The sequence below is a fragment of the Pseudomonas sp. BN505 genome (assembly GCF_029873175.1).
Taxonomy (GTDB): Bacteria; Pseudomonadota; Gammaproteobacteria; order Pseudomonadales; family Pseudomonadaceae; genus Aquipseudomonas; species Aquipseudomonas putida.
Genome location: NZ_SSOI01000050.1, coordinates 228,915 through 242,763, shown reverse-complemented (window position 1 = coordinate 242,763; position 13,849 = coordinate 228,915). Strand labels below are relative to the sequence as shown.

Genomic DNA, 13,849 nt, shown 5'->3' with positions numbered 1-13,849 from the left:
CCTTTGACACCCCGTCGGGTGAAGAAGCGGCCAAGCCTGTATCCCATGCAATGGTGCTTTAGCATGTGGTGCGGTTTTTAATATTGACAGCCCGACTTGAAAATATCTTCGCCTGCCAGTTGTACCCGGGGGCTGTGCCCCTCGCTCGAGCTCCAGTAGTAGACGGTATAGTTCATTGCCAAGGGGTTTCGACCATAGAGGCCAAAAAAGACCGTCTGTGTTTTACTGCGGTTGTCATCTGCCACACTTCGCACGACCCACAGCGGCTTATCGGGTTCGGTCGCCTCAACCTGAATATAATAGGGCATCCGGAAGTTAGGGGTCGGGTCTTTCCACTTTAGCGTCAGGGTGCCTAAGACCCCATTGAAATTGTCGACGCACAAGTCAGTCGGGGGTTTTTCCAGAGCAGGCGTTATAAATGACCCTTTGTCCTCGCGGTCGGCCGCCTGGCCTTCGCTTTGATAGACCCTGATGACGTAATTGTACTGCGTATCAGGGCGCAGATCATAAAGTGGTGTGGCGTTATTGGACAGGTTGTGGCGAGTGAAGGCTTGGCCATTCAGGGAGACTTCCACGAACGGTAGGCGAATGTCCCGCGGCCTGTTTTCATACATGAGCAGCCCGCTAATTGCGTTACCGCCTGGCTGGGTACTGAAGTTGAACTTCGGCGGTGGCGGGAGCAGGTGCAGGGGCGTCGTGGTCGGTGTGGCGTTATCGGTGTCGTTGTTGGTGACGACATTGACAACCATATGCCCTTGTCCCTCGTCCAGTTCGGCCGTCAGGAACCCACGTCTGAAGCTTGCTCCAGCGTCATATACTGGCGTGTCGCCGATGGGGTGCTTGATTCCGACGTCGTGGTGGTGTCCATGGAAAATACTCAGGACTCGGTATTGTTTGACCAGATTGTAAAAACGAGTCCTGTCGGCTGCTGATCCGAATGTTGCATCCCCAGGTGAGCGATGCATGTTGATGACAATATATTTGCCATTTTTGTTTGCCACCGCCATCTGCTGTTCAAGCCAGGCGAGTGAAGAGGTAATTTCGAAGCGGACCTCCCTGGGATAAATTGGGCTGCTGTTACTGGAAAAGCTGTTGGTGTAGTTATAATGGTCGTTGAGTTGGATGAACATGATGCTGCCAATGGTTTTGCTGTAGCCGTAGCTTCCGGTCCAGCGCCTATAGTCAGGCCTGTCTTCATCGGTTAGATGGAATGCGTCAACCTGCCATCCTCTGACTGCGGCCTCGAGGTGCTGGATGGAGTCTCGTGCGCAGCCGTTGTTGGCACACTTGCCGACATTGTTCTGATAGTCGTGGTTCCCCAAACTCCAGTAAGTGCCGGGTACCCTTGCCAGGTGTTGGAACATCACGTCCCATTCGCTGCCGTGGCCGAACTCCGTCACGTCCCCATTAAGAAAAACAGGAATGGTGCCGCCTGAGGCATTTCGCCAGTGGTTGATAGCGTTATCTTGTTCTGTCATTAATTGTTTCGACAGTTCCGGCTCGTCGGAGGAATTTGGCCCGCGTGGGTATTGGGTGTCCGCGCGTATGACGAAGCGTTGAATCGTGTCTTGAGGGCTTGATGCATTCAATTCTTTCGGTGGCGAAAGCGAAGCGCATGCGGCCGTCGACAGGCCTGCCACAATCAGGGCAGCGCGTATCGTGTGTGTTGTAAGGTGCATTGCCGGGAACCTGCATTTCAGACAAGGTCCCCCGAGTGTAGGGATTTCCTTTGTTCTCAAATACTATCAAGTTTACCAGTTGCTGATGTACAAGGTATAAGGTGGATAAATGAATGCCAACATACTGTTGATAGGAATCGGGCCAGGCGATCCACGCCAGGTTACCTATGAGGCGGTCGAGGCGCTGCAACGCGCCACGGTATTTTTCGTCCTTGCCAAGGGCCCTGGCACGGATGAGCTGGTGCGCTTGCGCAAGGCTGTCCTTGAGCGGTACCGGCCCGAAGGTGGATATCGCCTGGTGCAGGTGGACGACCCACGTCGTGATGCCCAGGCCGAAGACTATGTGGGGGCTGTGCACGACTGGCACCGCCAACGTGCAGCCCTTTATGCCCGGCTGATCGGCGAACAAATGGCCACTAAGGATATTGGCGCCTTCCTGCTGTGGGGGGAGCCGACCTTGTACGACAGCACCCTGCGCATTCTCGACCTGGTCCGCGAACATGGCGTGACGTTGCGCTTGCAGGTCATTCCTGGCATCAGCAGTGTGCAGGCGCTGGCGGCGCGGCACCAGGTGCCGCTCAACCGCATCGGCGAGCCTCTGACCGTGCTGCCAGGGCGGCGCCTGGCCGGGCAGGGGCCTATCGACAATGTGGTGGTGATGCTCGACGGGCAGTGCGCGTTTGCCCAGCTTGATGACCCGGAGCTGGTGATCTACTGGGGCGCGTACCTGGGGACCGAGGATGAAGTCTTGATTGCCGGGCCCTTGCAGGCGGTGAAGGCACGCATACTGGAAGTGCGGGAGCAGGAGAGGCGGCGCAAGGGGTGGATCATGGATACCTATCTGTTGCGCAGGGAGCTGTGAGCTGTGTTGCCTTTACTGGCCTCTTCGCGGGTAAACCCGCTCCCACAGGTACTGCACAGCGTTCGAAACGGTGCGGTCCCTGTGGGAGCGGGTTTACCCGCGAAGGGGCCGGTACAGGCAGCCCCAATCTCAAACTGGACCGAGCATGGCCACCACCTTGTCGCGCAACTGGTCGATGCTGAACGGCTTGCCGATCAGGTGCATGCCCTCGGGCACATTGATACTGTCGGCATAGCCACTGGCGAACAGCACGGGCAGCAACGGGCGCAACTCGCGTGCTTTACCCGCCAGTACCTCACCGCGCATGTCCGGCAAACCCACATCGGTCATCATCAGTGCCAGTGTCTGGTTAGGGTCTTCGAGCACCCGCAGCGCGGCTGCGGCGTCTCCGGCTTCGATGACCGAGTAGCCCAACTCGTCGAGCACTTCGACCATCAACATACGGACGATGTCGTCATCTTCGACTACCAGAAGGTGCATGGTTTGGGTCCTGTGCAATGAATGTCTTTAATCTGTGCTCCGGTTGGCAGCAGAAGTTCCCGAGGATACCGATCCCTGCAATCAGATGGAACGATTGGCGCACTGCGCCTTCAAATACTGGCTAAATGCCCTGCCAGACCCGGTAAAGCTGGTTAGACTCGCTTATCAGGACGGCGCAGTGGCAGATAACAACAATCCGCCACTCTTTTCCAATGGACTTTTCTTGCTCGGGCGTTTTCACATGATTCAAGCAGCCTCGATGGACCAGCGAAGCTTCCGCAAACTGTTGAGCCGTAACATCGGCCTACCCTTGGGGGTTGGCCTGCTGGGCGCGGTGGCCTTCGTCGCGGTGATCAATTACCTGCTTTCGGCCATGCAGTGGGTCGAGCACACCGACCGGGTGATCGGCAATGCCAACGAGACGGTCAAACTGTCGATCGACATGGAAACCGGTATGCGCGGCTTCCTGATCACGGGCGACGAGCGTTTCCTTGACCCCTACGAGGTGGCCAAGCCACGTATTCTCGGCAGCCTGCAAAGCCTGCGCGCGATGGTCGAGGACAACCCGCAGCAGGTTGATCGCATCGACCGGCTGATTGCCTTGCAGCACGCCTGGAACGACTTCGGCAACGAGATGATCACCCTGCGCCGCAGCCAGGGCGATTACCAGGCCTCAATCGGCAATGGTCGGGGCAAGCGCATCACCGATGAAATCCGCAAGGAATTCGATGGCCTGATCAGCACCGAACAACAGCTGCGCATGGCCCGGAACGAAACGGTCAGCTCGGTTACTGTGACGGCGATTTCGGCCTTCGTGCTGTTCATCGTCAGCCTCAGTGGTTTGCTGGCGTACCTCGGCCGTCGAGACCTGCTGGCGCTGTCGACCAGCTACGATGAAAACCTTCAGGCCCAGCAGCGCTCGGCGCAGCGTCTGGAGCACCAGGCCTGGTTGCGCAACGGCCAGACCCAGCTGGCTCAACAGGTGCTCGGTCAACTGTCCTTGCCCATGCTCGGCGACAACATCCTGCGCTTCTTCGCTTCTTATCTGGGCAGCGTGGTGGGCGCCGTGTATGTGCGCGACGAGCATGGCCGCCTGGTGCGGGTGGCCTGTTATGGCCTGGGCGCCGAAGAGCAGGCCCGCGAGCAGATCAGGCTGGACCACGACGGCCTGTTGGCCCAGGCGGTGCGCGAAGGCCGCCTTTTGCGCCTGGACGACCTGCCAGAAGACTTCTATCGCCTCAGTTCCGGCCTGGGCAGCGGCCTGCCGCGCAGTGCGCTGCTGATGCCGGCCACCGAAGACGGTCAGATCAACGGGGTGATCGAGCTGGGTTTCCTGCGCCCTCTGCAAGAACGCGATGAAGAGCTGCTGGAGCGCGTCGGCGGCAACCTCGGCATGTCCATCGAAAGCGCCCGTTATCGTCAGCGCCTGCAGGAAGTGCTGGCCGAAACCCAGCAACTGAATGAAGAGCTGCAGGTGCAGCAGGAAGAACTCAAGACTGCCAACGAAGAGCTTGAAGAGCAGTCACGAGTGCTCAAGGAGTCCCAGGCCCACCTGGAGACCCAACAAGCCGAGCTGGAGCAGACCAACGAGCAGTTGTCGGAACGCACCGATGCGCTCGACCGCAAGAACGATGAGCTGGGCCGGGCGCAGGTGGAGTTGCAGGCCCGCGCCGACGACTTGCAGCGCTCGAGCAAGTACAAGTCCGAATTCCTCGCCAACATGTCCCACGAGCTACGCACGCCGCTGAACAGCTCGTTGATCCTGGCCAAGCTGTTGGCAGAAAACGGCGAAGGCAACCTCAGCGAGGAGCAGGTCAAGTTCGCCGAATCCATCTACTCGGCCGGCAACGACCTGCTCAACTTGATCAACGACATTCTCGACATCGCCAAGGTCGAGGCCGGTAAACTCGAAGTACGCCCCGAGACCACCCAGGTCGAGCGCCTGGCAGAAGGCTTGCGCGGCATGTTCCAGCCGCTTGCCGGCCACAAGGGCCTGGCCTTCGAGGTCAAGGTCGAGCCGCATGTGCCGACCACCCTGTTCACGGACCGTCAGCGCCTTGAGCAGATCCTCAAGAACCTGTTGTCCAATGCCATCAAGTTCACCGAGCGTGGCCAGGTCAGCATGAACGTCAGCTTCCAGGCTGGCAATGGTATCGTGTTCGCGGTGCGTGACAGCGGCATCGGCATTGCTGCCGATCAGCAGCAGGCGATCTTTGGCGCCTTCCATCAGGTCGATGGCACCAGCAACCGCCGCTACGGTGGCACCGGCCTGGGGCTGTCGATTTCCCGTGACCTGGCGCATTTGCTCGGTGGCCAGATCAATGTCGAGAGCACCCCGGGCCAGGGCAGTGTGTTCAGCCTGATTCTGCCGGAACGCTATGCCGCCGAGGCTGAAGACATCGAGCCGCAAAGCCTGCGCCCTGCCGTCGACGCGTTGCCACCTGCGCCGCAAGTGCCTGTGGCCGCTACCACCCTGCGCCCGGCGCCGACTTTTGCCGACGATCGCGAGCGGGCACCTTTCGATACCCGGTGCATTCTGGTGATCGAAGACGAGCCCAACTTTGCCCGCATCCTCTTCGACCTTGCGCACGAACTGGGCTACAGCTGCCTGGTGGCCCATGGTGCCGACGAAGGCTTCGAGCTGGCGGCCCAGTACATACCGGACGCCATCCTGCTGGACATGCGCCTGCCCGACCACTCGGGCCTGACCGTGCTGCAGCGCCTCAAGGAGCAGGCCGGCACCCGCCATATCCCGGTGCACATCATTTCGGTGGAAGACCGCGTCGAGGCGGCCATGCACATGGGCGCGGTAGGTTATGCGGTGAAACCGACCAGTCGCGAAGAACTCAAAGAAGTCTTCGCTCGCCTGGAAGCCAAGCTTACGCAAAAGCTCAAGCATATCCTCCTGGTGGAAGACGACGACCTGCAGCGCGAGAGCATCGCCCGACTGATTGGCGACGACGATATCGAGATCACTGCCGTGGCCATGGCCCAGGATGCCTTGGCGCTGTTGCGCGAGAACATCTACGACTGCATGATTATCGACCTCAAGCTGCCCGACATGCTCGGTAACGAGCTGCTCAAGCGCATGACCGCCGAGGATATCCGCTCCTTCCCGCCAGTAATCGTGTACACCGGGCGCAACCTGACCCGCGAAGAAGAAGCCGACCTGCTCAAGTACTCGCGGTCGATCATCATCAAGGGCGCACGTTCGCCGGAGCGCCTGCTCGACGAAGTGACGCTGTTCCTGCACAAGGTAGAATCGCAGCTGTCCAACGAACGGCAGCGCATGCTCAAGACTGCGCGTAGCCGCGACAAGGTGTTCGAGGGGCGCAAGGTGCTGCTGGTGGACGACGACGTGCGTAATATCTTCGCCCTGACCAGTGCCCTGGAGCACAAGGGGGCCATCGTCGAGATTGGCCGTAACGGCCGCGAGGCCATCGAGCGCCTGGAGCAGCATGACGACATTGACCTGGTGCTGATGGACGTGATGATGCCGGAAATGGACGGCTTCGAGGCGACCCGGCTGATCCGCCAGCAACCGCGCTGGCGCAAACTGCCGATCATCGCCGTGACCGCCAAGGCCATGAAGGATGACCAGCAGCGTTGCCTGCAGGCCGGAGCCAATGATTATCTGGCCAAACCGATCGACCTGGACCGTTTGTTCTCGTTGATTCGTGTATGGCTGCCGCAACTGGAGCGAATTTGACTAGCGAACGTAACACCGACATTGAAATCCGCTTGCTGATCGAGGCCATCTACCTCAAGTACAGCTACGATTTTCGCAATTATTCCGGCGCCTCGATCAAGCGCCGGATCCTGCATGCGCTGCGCCAGTTCGACTGCCTGACGGTATCGGCGCTGCAGGAGCGCGTGCTGCATGACCCCGGCATGTTCATGCAGTTGCTGCAGTACCTGACGATCCCGGTCAGCGAGATGTTCCGCGACCCTGACCACTTCCTTGCCGTGCGCAACGAAGTGGTGCCGCTGCTGCGTACCTGGCCCTCGATCAAGGTCTGGATCGCGGGCTGTAGCACGGGCGAGGAGGTGTATTCCATGGCCATCCTGTTGCGTGAGGAGGGGCTGCTCGAGCGCACCATCATCTACGCCACTGACATCAACCCGCATTCGCTGGACCGGGCCAAGCAGGGCATCTACTCGATGCAGAGCATGCGCGAGTATGAGGAAAACTACCGTCTGGCCGGCGGCCGTCGTGACTTTACCGAGTACTACACAGCGGCCTATGGCAACGCCATCATGGACAGCAGCCTGCGCGACAACGTGACCTTTGCAGACCACAGCCTGGCCACCGACAGCGTGTTCTCCGAGACCCAGCTGGTGTCGTGCCGCAATGTGCTGATCTACTTCAACAAGGAGCTGCAGGACCGCGCCCTCGGGCTATTCCATGAGTCGCTCTGCCACCGGGGTTTCCTGGTGCTGGGCAGCAAGGAGTCGGTGGACTTTTCGGCCTACAGCGACCGGTTCGAGCCGCTGGTCAAGCCCGAACGGATCTTCCGTAAGTCATGAACGGCGTACGCGCAGTGGTGATCGGCGCCTCGGCTGGCGGCGTGGCGGCATTGTTTGAAGTGCTCGGCGCGCTGCCACCGGCGTTCGCCCTACCTGTGCTCTGCGTGCTGCACCTGCCGGACGACCGCCATAGCCAACTGGCCGAAGTGCTGCAGCGTCGGCTGCATCGGCCGGTGCACGAGGCACGTGACAAGGAACGCATCAGCAGCGGGCAGATCTATGTGGCGGGTCCGAGTTACCACCTTTCGGTGGAGCACGACCTGACGCTGTCGCTGAGCCAGGAAGAACCCGTTCATTTCTCGCGTCCAGCAATCGATTTTGTGTTCATCTCGGCGGCCGATGCCTATGGCGACGGCCTGCTAGGTGTGCTGCTCACCGGTGCCAACGAAGACGGCGCCAGGGGCCTTGCCTATATCAAGAACAATGGGGGCTGCACGATAGTCCAAGACCCTCGCGACGCACAGGTCGCCCTGATGCCGGAGGCCGCCCTGGCCCTGCACCAGCCCGACCATATCCTTACTCTGAGTGGTATCGGGCAGCTGCTCGCGACCCTGGAATACAGCGCATGCTAAGCCACACCACCGCCAAACTGCTGATTGTCGACGACCTGCCGGAAAACCTGCTGGCGCTCGATGCCCTGATCCAGGGCGACGACCGCGAGGTGCACCAGGCCCAGTCTGCCGAAGCGGCGTTGTCGTTGCTGCTCGAGCACGAGTTCGCGCTGGCCATCCTCGATGTGCAGATGCCGGGCATGAACGGTTTCGAACTTGCCGAGCTGATGCGCGGCACCGACAAGACCAAGAACATCCCGATCGTTTTCGTCAGCGCCGCAGGCCGCGAGATGAACTATGCCTTCAAGGGCTACGAGAGCGGCGCCGTGGACTTTCTGCACAAGCCGCTCGATACCCTGGCGGTAAAAAGCAAGGTCTCGGTGTTCGTCGACCTGTTCCGCCAGCGCAAGGTGCTGGGCCGGCAGCTGGAGGCCCTGGAGCATAGTCGCCAGGAGCAGGAGCTGTTGCTCAGCCAGCTGCAGGTGGCGCGATGTGAGCTGGAGCATGCAGTGCGCATGCGTGACGACTTCATGTCGATCGTCTCCCACGAGGTGCGTACGCCGCTCAATGGCCTGATCCTGGAAACCCAGTTGCGCAAGATGCACCTGGCACGGGGCAACCTGGACGCCTTCAGCGCCGACAAGCTGCAGGCCATGGTCGAGCGCGACGAGCGGCAGATCAACAGCCTGATCCGGTTGGTCGAAGACATGCTGGATGTTTCGCGCATCCGTACCGGTAAATTGTCGCTGCGACCCAGGCTGTTCGACCTCGGCCAGCTGGTGCGCGGGTTGGTGGAAAACTTCACCGCCCAGGCCATGGCCCTGGACACACACATCGAACTGCAGCGCTGTGAAGCATTGAAGGGTGAGTGGGACGAATTCCGGATTGAACAAGTAGTGGCCAACTTGTTGTCCAATGCCATGCGTTACGGCGAGCGCAATCCGGTGCAGGTGCGGGTGTTCGAGCAGGAAGGCATGGCCTGGGTGCAGGTGCAGGATCACGGCATCGGTATCAGCGCCGCCAACCAGCAGCGGATCTTCCAGCAATTCGAGCGGGTCGCTGCCCAGCAAGCCAGCGGGGGCTTGGGCTTGGGGTTGTACATCTCCGAGCAGATCGTGCAGGCGCACGGTGGCCGGATACGGGTTGAAAGCGAGGAAGGCAAGGGCGCCACATTCACCCTGCAATTGCCGCTGGCAACATTCAAAGAACAAAACGACCAGGCTCGGGCAACCTCTGCGTAAGCCTGGGGTCTGATGGCCAACTGTAAGAATTTCAAGGCGTTAACATGAGTGAAGATGCACAAGATGTGGTGTTGGTCGTCGAGGATGAACCGGCGATTCGCATGATTTTGCGTGATTACCTGGCAGGTGAGGGGTACCACGTGCTGGTGGCCGAAGATGGCGAGCAGGCGTTTGCCATCCTGGCCAGCAAACCGCACTTGGACCTGATGGTGACGGACTTCCGCTTGCCGGGTGGCATCTCCGGGGTGGAGATTGCCGAGCCCGCGGTGAAGCTGCGCCCGGACCTGAAGGTAATCTTCATCAGTGGCTACCCGGCAGAGATTCTCGAGTCAGGCAGCCCGATCACCCGCAAGGCACCGATCCTGGCCAAACCGTTTGACCTGGACACCTTGCACGAGCAGATCCAGAGACTTTTGCGTTAAAGCGGGTGGCCCCATCGCCGGCAAGCCAGCTCCCACAAGTACTGCACAGGCCTTGAGATCTGCAGCGTAACTGTGGGAGCTGGCTTGCCGGCGATAGGGCCAGTAAAGGCTATCGCAGGGTCCGCTCTATACCACCTGCCAACATGCTCTCCATCAGCCCCAGCCCCTGTTCCTCGGGCAATGCCTTCAACATCCCCGGCAACTGGTTCAGCAGCGTCGCCACCACATGCGCCGTGGCCACCAGTGCCTGCCCCTGCAACTTCGCCTGCGGCGCGATCAGCCTCAGCAACCCCGCCTCATAACGTTTGCGCAACAAGGCCAGGCGCGCCTGCTGGTCATCGCTCAGGCAGCACAAGTCGCGCTCCGCCAGCCGAAACTGCATCGGCCGTTCGGCATGCAATTGCCAGTGTGCTGCAATCAGGCAGCCCAGTGCCGAGGCCCCGCGTGCCATGGCCCGGCGGCCTTGGTCCAAAGTGGCCTGCAGTTCTTCGTACAACTCCTCGATCAAGTCGTACAACAGGTCCTGCTTGCTGGGAAAGTGGTGGTACAGCGAGCCTGCCGTCAGCCCCACATGGGCCGCCAGCTCGCGCATGCTGACCTGGCCAAAGCCCTTTTCGGCAAACAGCGCCATGGCCCGGTCACGTCGCTCCTCAAAGCTGGCACAGCGCATTGCGGCATTGACCGGGGGCATGGCGGCTTGTCCTCAGTAGGTGAAGAAACCGCGGCCGGTCTTGCGCCCCAGCCAACCGGCCGCGACCATTTCCTTGAGCAGCGGGGCAGGGCGGTACTTGCTGTCGCTGAAGCCTTCATGGAAGGCCTCCATGATCGCCAGCAGGGTGTCCAGGCCGATCAGGTCGGCCAGGGCCAGCGGGCCGATGGGCTGGTTGCAGCCCAGGCGCATGCCGGTGTCGATGTCCTCGGCGCTGGCCAGGCCCTCCTGGCGCACGAAGATCGCTTCGTTGATCATCGGCACCAGGATGCGATTGACCACGAAGCCTGGGCGGTTGCCGGCGGTGATCGGCGTCTTGCCGACCTTTTCGGTCACCACCAGTGCCTGGGCGTAGGTGCTGTCGCTGGTCTGCAGGCCGCGGATGATCTCGACCAGCGCCATCATCGGCACCGGGTTGAAGAAGTGCACGCCAATGAAACGCTCGGGGTGCTCGATGCTGGCGGCCAGCTGGGTGACCGACAGCGACGAGGTATTGGTAGCGATCAGGCAGTCGTTGGCGACGTTGGCGGCCACTTGCTGCAGGATGCGCTGCTTGAGCTGCAGGCTTTCGGTGGCGGCCTCGATCACCAGCTGCGCGCTGCTGAGCTGGGCGTAGTCGGTGCTGGTGCGGATGCGCGTTTTTGCCGCCGCCGCCTTGTCCGCATCCAGGGTGCCTTTGCTGACCTGGCGCTCGAGGTTCTTGCTCAAGGTGGCCACGCCGCGCTCCAGCGCCGCGTCGGAAACATCCACCAGCAGCACCTGGTAACCAGCTACTGCACACACCTGGGCAATACCATTGCCCATGGTGCCGGCGCCGATCACGGCGATCTGTTCAATACTCATGTGTCAGGCTCCCTCAGACGCGCTCGAAGACCACGGCAATGCCTTGGCCGCCACCGATGCACATGGTGGCCAGGGCGTAGCGGCCCTGGATGCGCTGCAGTTCATGGATGGCCTTGGTCGCGATGATCGCGCCAGTGGCGCCCACCGGGTGGCCCAGGGAAATGCCCGAACCGTTGGGGTTGACCTTCTCCGGGTCGAAGCCCAGCTCGCGGGCCACGGCGCAGGCCTGGGCGGCGAAGGCTTCGTTGGACTCGATCACGTCCAGGTCCTGCAGTTTCAGGCCGGTCTTTTCCAGCACCTTGCGGGTGGCCGGGATCGGGCCCAGGCCCATCAGTTCGGGCTCGACACCGGCGTGGGCATAGCCCACCAGGCGCGCCAGCGGCTTCAGGCCCAGGCGACGCACCGCGTCACCGCTGGCCAGCACCAGGCCGGCCGCGCCATCGTTGATGCCGCTGGCGTTGCCTGCAGTCACGGTGCCGTCCTTCTTGAACACGGTCTTCATGCCGGCCAGTTGCTCGGCGGTAACGTCGCCACGCACGTGTTCGTCCACGGCGAACTGTACGGTGCCTTTGCGGGTTTTCAGCTCCACCGGGGCGATCTGGCTGTCGAAACGGCCTTCGGCAATGGCGCGGGCGGCGCGGCGCTGGCTGGTCAGGGCCAGTTCATCCTGCATCTCGCGGGTAATGCCGTGTTTGGCGGCGACGTTTTCTGCGGTGATGCCCATGTGGAAGTGTTCGAACGGGTCCTGCAGCACGCCGACGGTGTAGTCGATGCCTTGCAGGTCGCCCATGCGCGCGCCCCAGCGCGCCTGCGGCAGCAGGTACGGGCCACGGCTCATGGACTCGGCACCGGCGGCCACGGCCACGTCGGCATCACCGAGCAGCAGGCACTGGGTGGCAGAAACGATGGCCTGCAGGCCCGAGCCGCACAGGCGGTTGACGTTGAAGGCAGGGGTTTCCTTGGGGATGCCGGCGTTCATTGCGGCAACCCGCGACAGGTAGGCATCGCGCGGTTCGGTCGGGATCACGGTACCCATGACCATATGGCCGATCTGCTCGGCGGCCACGCCCGAGCGCTCGATGGCTGCGCGGGTAATGGTAGTGGCCAGGTCGGCCAGGGGCAGGTCCTTGAGCGAGCCTCCAAAACCACCGATGGCGGAACGCACGGCACTGACGACGTAGATTTCTGGGCTGCTCATAGAGGCTCCGTAAGCTTAGGCATGGCGGGACCGGGCCAGGCTCTGCGAGAATGGCCGGCGGTCCCGGAGTGGGATCGAGTCTAGGCAAAGGCTCTGTTGCAGCCTATGCCGGATCTGTTCAAACAACCTGGCACTTTTTGCCACTCAGCATAGACAGCGAAAACCACCATGCGCGATAGCGATTCGGTCGCCGTGTACTTTCTCAATGCCATGCTCCACGCCCTGCGGGACTGCCCAGCCGAGCGTGATGCGCAGCTGCGTGCCGTGGGCATCGACCCGCAACTGCTCGAACAGCCCCAGGCACGCGTACCGGCCAAGGCGTTCTCCGAGCTGTGGTTGGCACAGATTCAGCGCCTGGACGACGAGTTCTTCCGCCTCGACAGCCATGGCATGCCGCTGGGCAGTTTCGCCCTGATCTGCCGGGGGCTGATCCTTGAACCAAACCTGGAAAAGGCCTTGCGCCAGTGCCTCGGTGGCTTCGGCCTGTTCCTGCGCGACCTGCGCGGCAGCCTGACGGTGCGCGCTGGGCGCGCGCTGATCAGCGTGCAGTCGAGCATTGCCGACCCACTGACCCGGGTGTATGCCGAGGAAACCTACCTGGTGCTGATGATCGGCATGTTGTGCTGGCTGGCCGGGCGGCGCATCGCCATCGACCGCACCGAGCTGGCCGTGTCGCGCCCGGCCCAGGACGACGACCTGCTGTTGTGGGGCCCGGACCTGCGCCTGGGCAGCGGGCGTACCGAAGTGGAGTTCGACAGCGCCTACCTGCGTTTGCCAGTGGTGCAGGACCTGGCGACCCTGAAAACCTTTCTGCGCAGTGCGCCGCAGGGGTTGGTGATCCGTTTTCGCAACCAGAACGGACTGGTGGCGCAGGTGTACCGGCATTTGCGCGCCCGGCACTATGGGCAGTGGCCGACCTTGGCGGCGCTGGCGCAGCTGCAGGGGATCAGTGCCAGTACGTTCCGCCGGCAGCTGGAGCGGGAAGGGCGGTCGTACCAGCAGATCAAGGATGAGGTGCGCCGGGCGATGGCCTTCGAGCGGTTGCGCGAGGGGGTGTTGAGCATTGCCGAGATAGCCGAGCAGGCCGGGTTCCAGGAGCCGAGTGCGTTTCACCGGGCGTTCAAGAAGTGGACCGGGCAGAGCCCCGGCAGCTATAGGGCGCGGTTGGCCGGGCGTTAGTTGTTCCCTGTACCGCCCCTATCGGCGGCAAGCCAGCTCCCAGAGACCGCGCAAAGCTTGAGACCTGCACCGTACCTGTGGGACCTGGCTTGCCGGCGATGGGCCGCAAGGCGGCCCCAAATGATGCGGGCTCTTACGCCCATGGAACCGCCCACCCA

12 protein-coding genes are annotated in these 13,849 nt (G+C 61.7%); 7 read left to right on the top strand and 5 right to left on the bottom strand.

Annotation, left to right across the window (positions count from 1 at the left end; translation table 11 throughout):
- Window positions 1-77: 77 nt before the first annotated feature.
- Window positions 78-1,679 (bottom strand): metallophosphoesterase, encoded by a 1,602-nt coding sequence (locus E8E78_RS17145; protein ID WP_080983697.1) that lies wholly within the window; start codon window positions 1,677-1,679, stop codon window positions 78-80.
- A 109-nt stretch (window positions 1,680-1,788) separates the two neighbouring features.
- On the opposite strand from E8E78_RS17145, the gene cobF reads away from it, so the two are divergent.
- The gene (gene cobF, locus E8E78_RS17140) at window positions 1,789-2,541 is read left to right on the top strand and encodes a precorrin-6A synthase (deacetylating) (RefSeq protein WP_049275460.1); all 753 of its coding nucleotides are present in this window, start codon (window positions 1,789-1,791) and stop codon (window positions 2,539-2,541) included.
- Between the two features lie 129 nt (window positions 2,542-2,670).
- On the opposite strand, the gene E8E78_RS17135 is transcribed toward cobF, so the two are convergent.
- Entirely contained in the window at window positions 2,671-3,021 is a 351-nt protein-coding gene (locus tag E8E78_RS17135; protein WP_049275461.1) for a response regulator, read from the bottom strand.
- Window positions 3,022-3,262: 241 nt separating this feature from the next.
- On the opposite strand from E8E78_RS17135, the gene E8E78_RS17130 reads away from it, so the two are divergent.
- From E8E78_RS17130 to E8E78_RS17110, 5 genes are read left to right on the top strand one after another with little or no spacing between them, the layout of a single operon-like run.
- Window positions 3,263-6,730, top strand: a complete 3,468-nt coding sequence (locus E8E78_RS17130) for a response regulator (protein WP_049275462.1) — start codon at window positions 3,263-3,265, stop codon at window positions 6,728-6,730.
- Window positions 6,727-7,548 carry a protein-glutamate O-methyltransferase CheR gene (locus E8E78_RS17125; RefSeq protein WP_016499120.1) on the top strand — a complete coding sequence of 274 codons (822 nt, stop codon included), beginning with the start codon at window positions 6,727-6,729 and terminating at the stop codon, window positions 7,546-7,548. Before E8E78_RS17130 ends, E8E78_RS17125 begins: the two co-directional genes overlap by 4 nt.
- On the top strand, window positions 7,545-8,120 hold the full coding sequence (locus E8E78_RS17120; RefSeq protein WP_049275463.1) for a chemotaxis protein CheB: 576 nt from the start codon (window positions 7,545-7,547) through the stop codon (window positions 8,118-8,120). The genes E8E78_RS17125 and E8E78_RS17120 overlap by 4 nt, the downstream gene beginning before the upstream one ends.
- Entirely contained in the window at window positions 8,114-9,340 is a 1,227-nt protein-coding gene (locus E8E78_RS17115) for a hybrid sensor histidine kinase/response regulator (protein WP_049275464.1), read from the top strand. The genes E8E78_RS17120 and E8E78_RS17115 overlap by 7 nt, the downstream gene beginning before the upstream one ends.
- Before the next feature lie 44 nt (window positions 9,341-9,384).
- A complete protein-coding gene (locus E8E78_RS17110) occupies window positions 9,385-9,762 on the top strand; it encodes a response regulator (protein WP_016487624.1) in 378 nt (125 codons plus the stop codon).
- 109 nt (window positions 9,763-9,871) lie between these two features.
- Here E8E78_RS17110 and E8E78_RS17105 read toward each other — a convergent pair whose 3' ends face one another.
- The 3 genes from E8E78_RS17105 to E8E78_RS17095 are packed head-to-tail and all read right to left on the bottom strand — an operon-like array spanning window position 9,872 to window position 12,512.
- Window positions 9,872-10,453, bottom strand: a complete 582-nt coding sequence (locus E8E78_RS17105) for a TetR/AcrR family transcriptional regulator (protein ID WP_016499123.1) — start codon at window positions 10,451-10,453, stop codon at window positions 9,872-9,874.
- 12 nt (window positions 10,454-10,465) lie between these two features.
- Window positions 10,466-11,314 carry a 3-hydroxybutyryl-CoA dehydrogenase gene (locus E8E78_RS17100; protein ID WP_049275465.1) on the bottom strand — a complete coding sequence of 283 codons (849 nt, stop codon included), beginning with the start codon at window positions 11,312-11,314 and terminating at the stop codon, window positions 10,466-10,468.
- Between the two features lie 13 nt (window positions 11,315-11,327).
- Window positions 11,328-12,512, bottom strand: a complete 1,185-nt coding sequence (locus tag E8E78_RS17095) for an acetyl-CoA C-acyltransferase family protein (protein ID WP_049275466.1) — start codon at window positions 12,510-12,512, stop codon at window positions 11,328-11,330.
- A gap of 168 nt (window positions 12,513-12,680) precedes the next feature.
- Here E8E78_RS17095 and E8E78_RS17090 point away from each other — a divergent pair, with 168 nt between their 5' ends.
- Window positions 12,681-13,691 carry an AraC family transcriptional regulator gene (locus tag E8E78_RS17090; RefSeq protein WP_049275467.1) on the top strand — a complete coding sequence of 337 codons (1,011 nt, stop codon included), beginning with the start codon at window positions 12,681-12,683 and terminating at the stop codon, window positions 13,689-13,691.
- The last annotated feature ends 158 nt before the right edge of the window (window positions 13,692-13,849 follow it).

Bases quoted from the DNA above. Each gene is read 5' to 3' on its own strand.
- E8E78_RS17130 (WP_049275462.1), top strand. From the start codon at position 3,263: ATGATTCAAGCAGCCTCGATGGACCAGCGAAGCTTCCGCAAACTGTTG.
- E8E78_RS17105 (WP_016499123.1), bottom strand. From the start codon at position 10,453: ATGCCCCCGGTCAATGCCGCAATGCGCTGTGCCAGCTTTGAGGAGCGA.
- E8E78_RS17120 (WP_049275463.1), top strand. From the start codon at position 7,545: ATGAACGGCGTACGCGCAGTGGTGATCGGCGCCTCGGCTGGCGGCGTG.
- E8E78_RS17110 (WP_016487624.1), top strand. From the start codon at position 9,385: ATGAGTGAAGATGCACAAGATGTGGTGTTGGTCGTCGAGGATGAACCG.
- E8E78_RS17135 (WP_049275461.1), bottom strand. From the start codon at position 3,021: ATGCACCTTCTGGTAGTCGAAGATGACGACATCGTCCGTATGTTGATG.
- E8E78_RS17145 (WP_080983697.1), bottom strand. From the start codon at position 1,679: ATGCACCTTACAACACACACGATACGCGCTGCCCTGATTGTGGCAGGC.
- E8E78_RS17095 (WP_049275466.1), bottom strand. From the start codon at position 12,512: ATGAGCAGCCCAGAAATCTACGTCGTCAGTGCCGTGCGTTCCGCCATC.
- cobF (WP_049275460.1), top strand. From the start codon at position 1,789: ATGAATGCCAACATACTGTTGATAGGAATCGGGCCAGGCGATCCACGC.
- E8E78_RS17100 (WP_049275465.1), bottom strand. From the start codon at position 11,314: ATGAGTATTGAACAGATCGCCGTGATCGGCGCCGGCACCATGGGCAAT.
- E8E78_RS17115 (WP_049275464.1), top strand. From the start codon at position 8,114: ATGCTAAGCCACACCACCGCCAAACTGCTGATTGTCGACGACCTGCCG.
- E8E78_RS17090 (WP_049275467.1), top strand. From the start codon at position 12,681: ATGCGCGATAGCGATTCGGTCGCCGTGTACTTTCTCAATGCCATGCTC.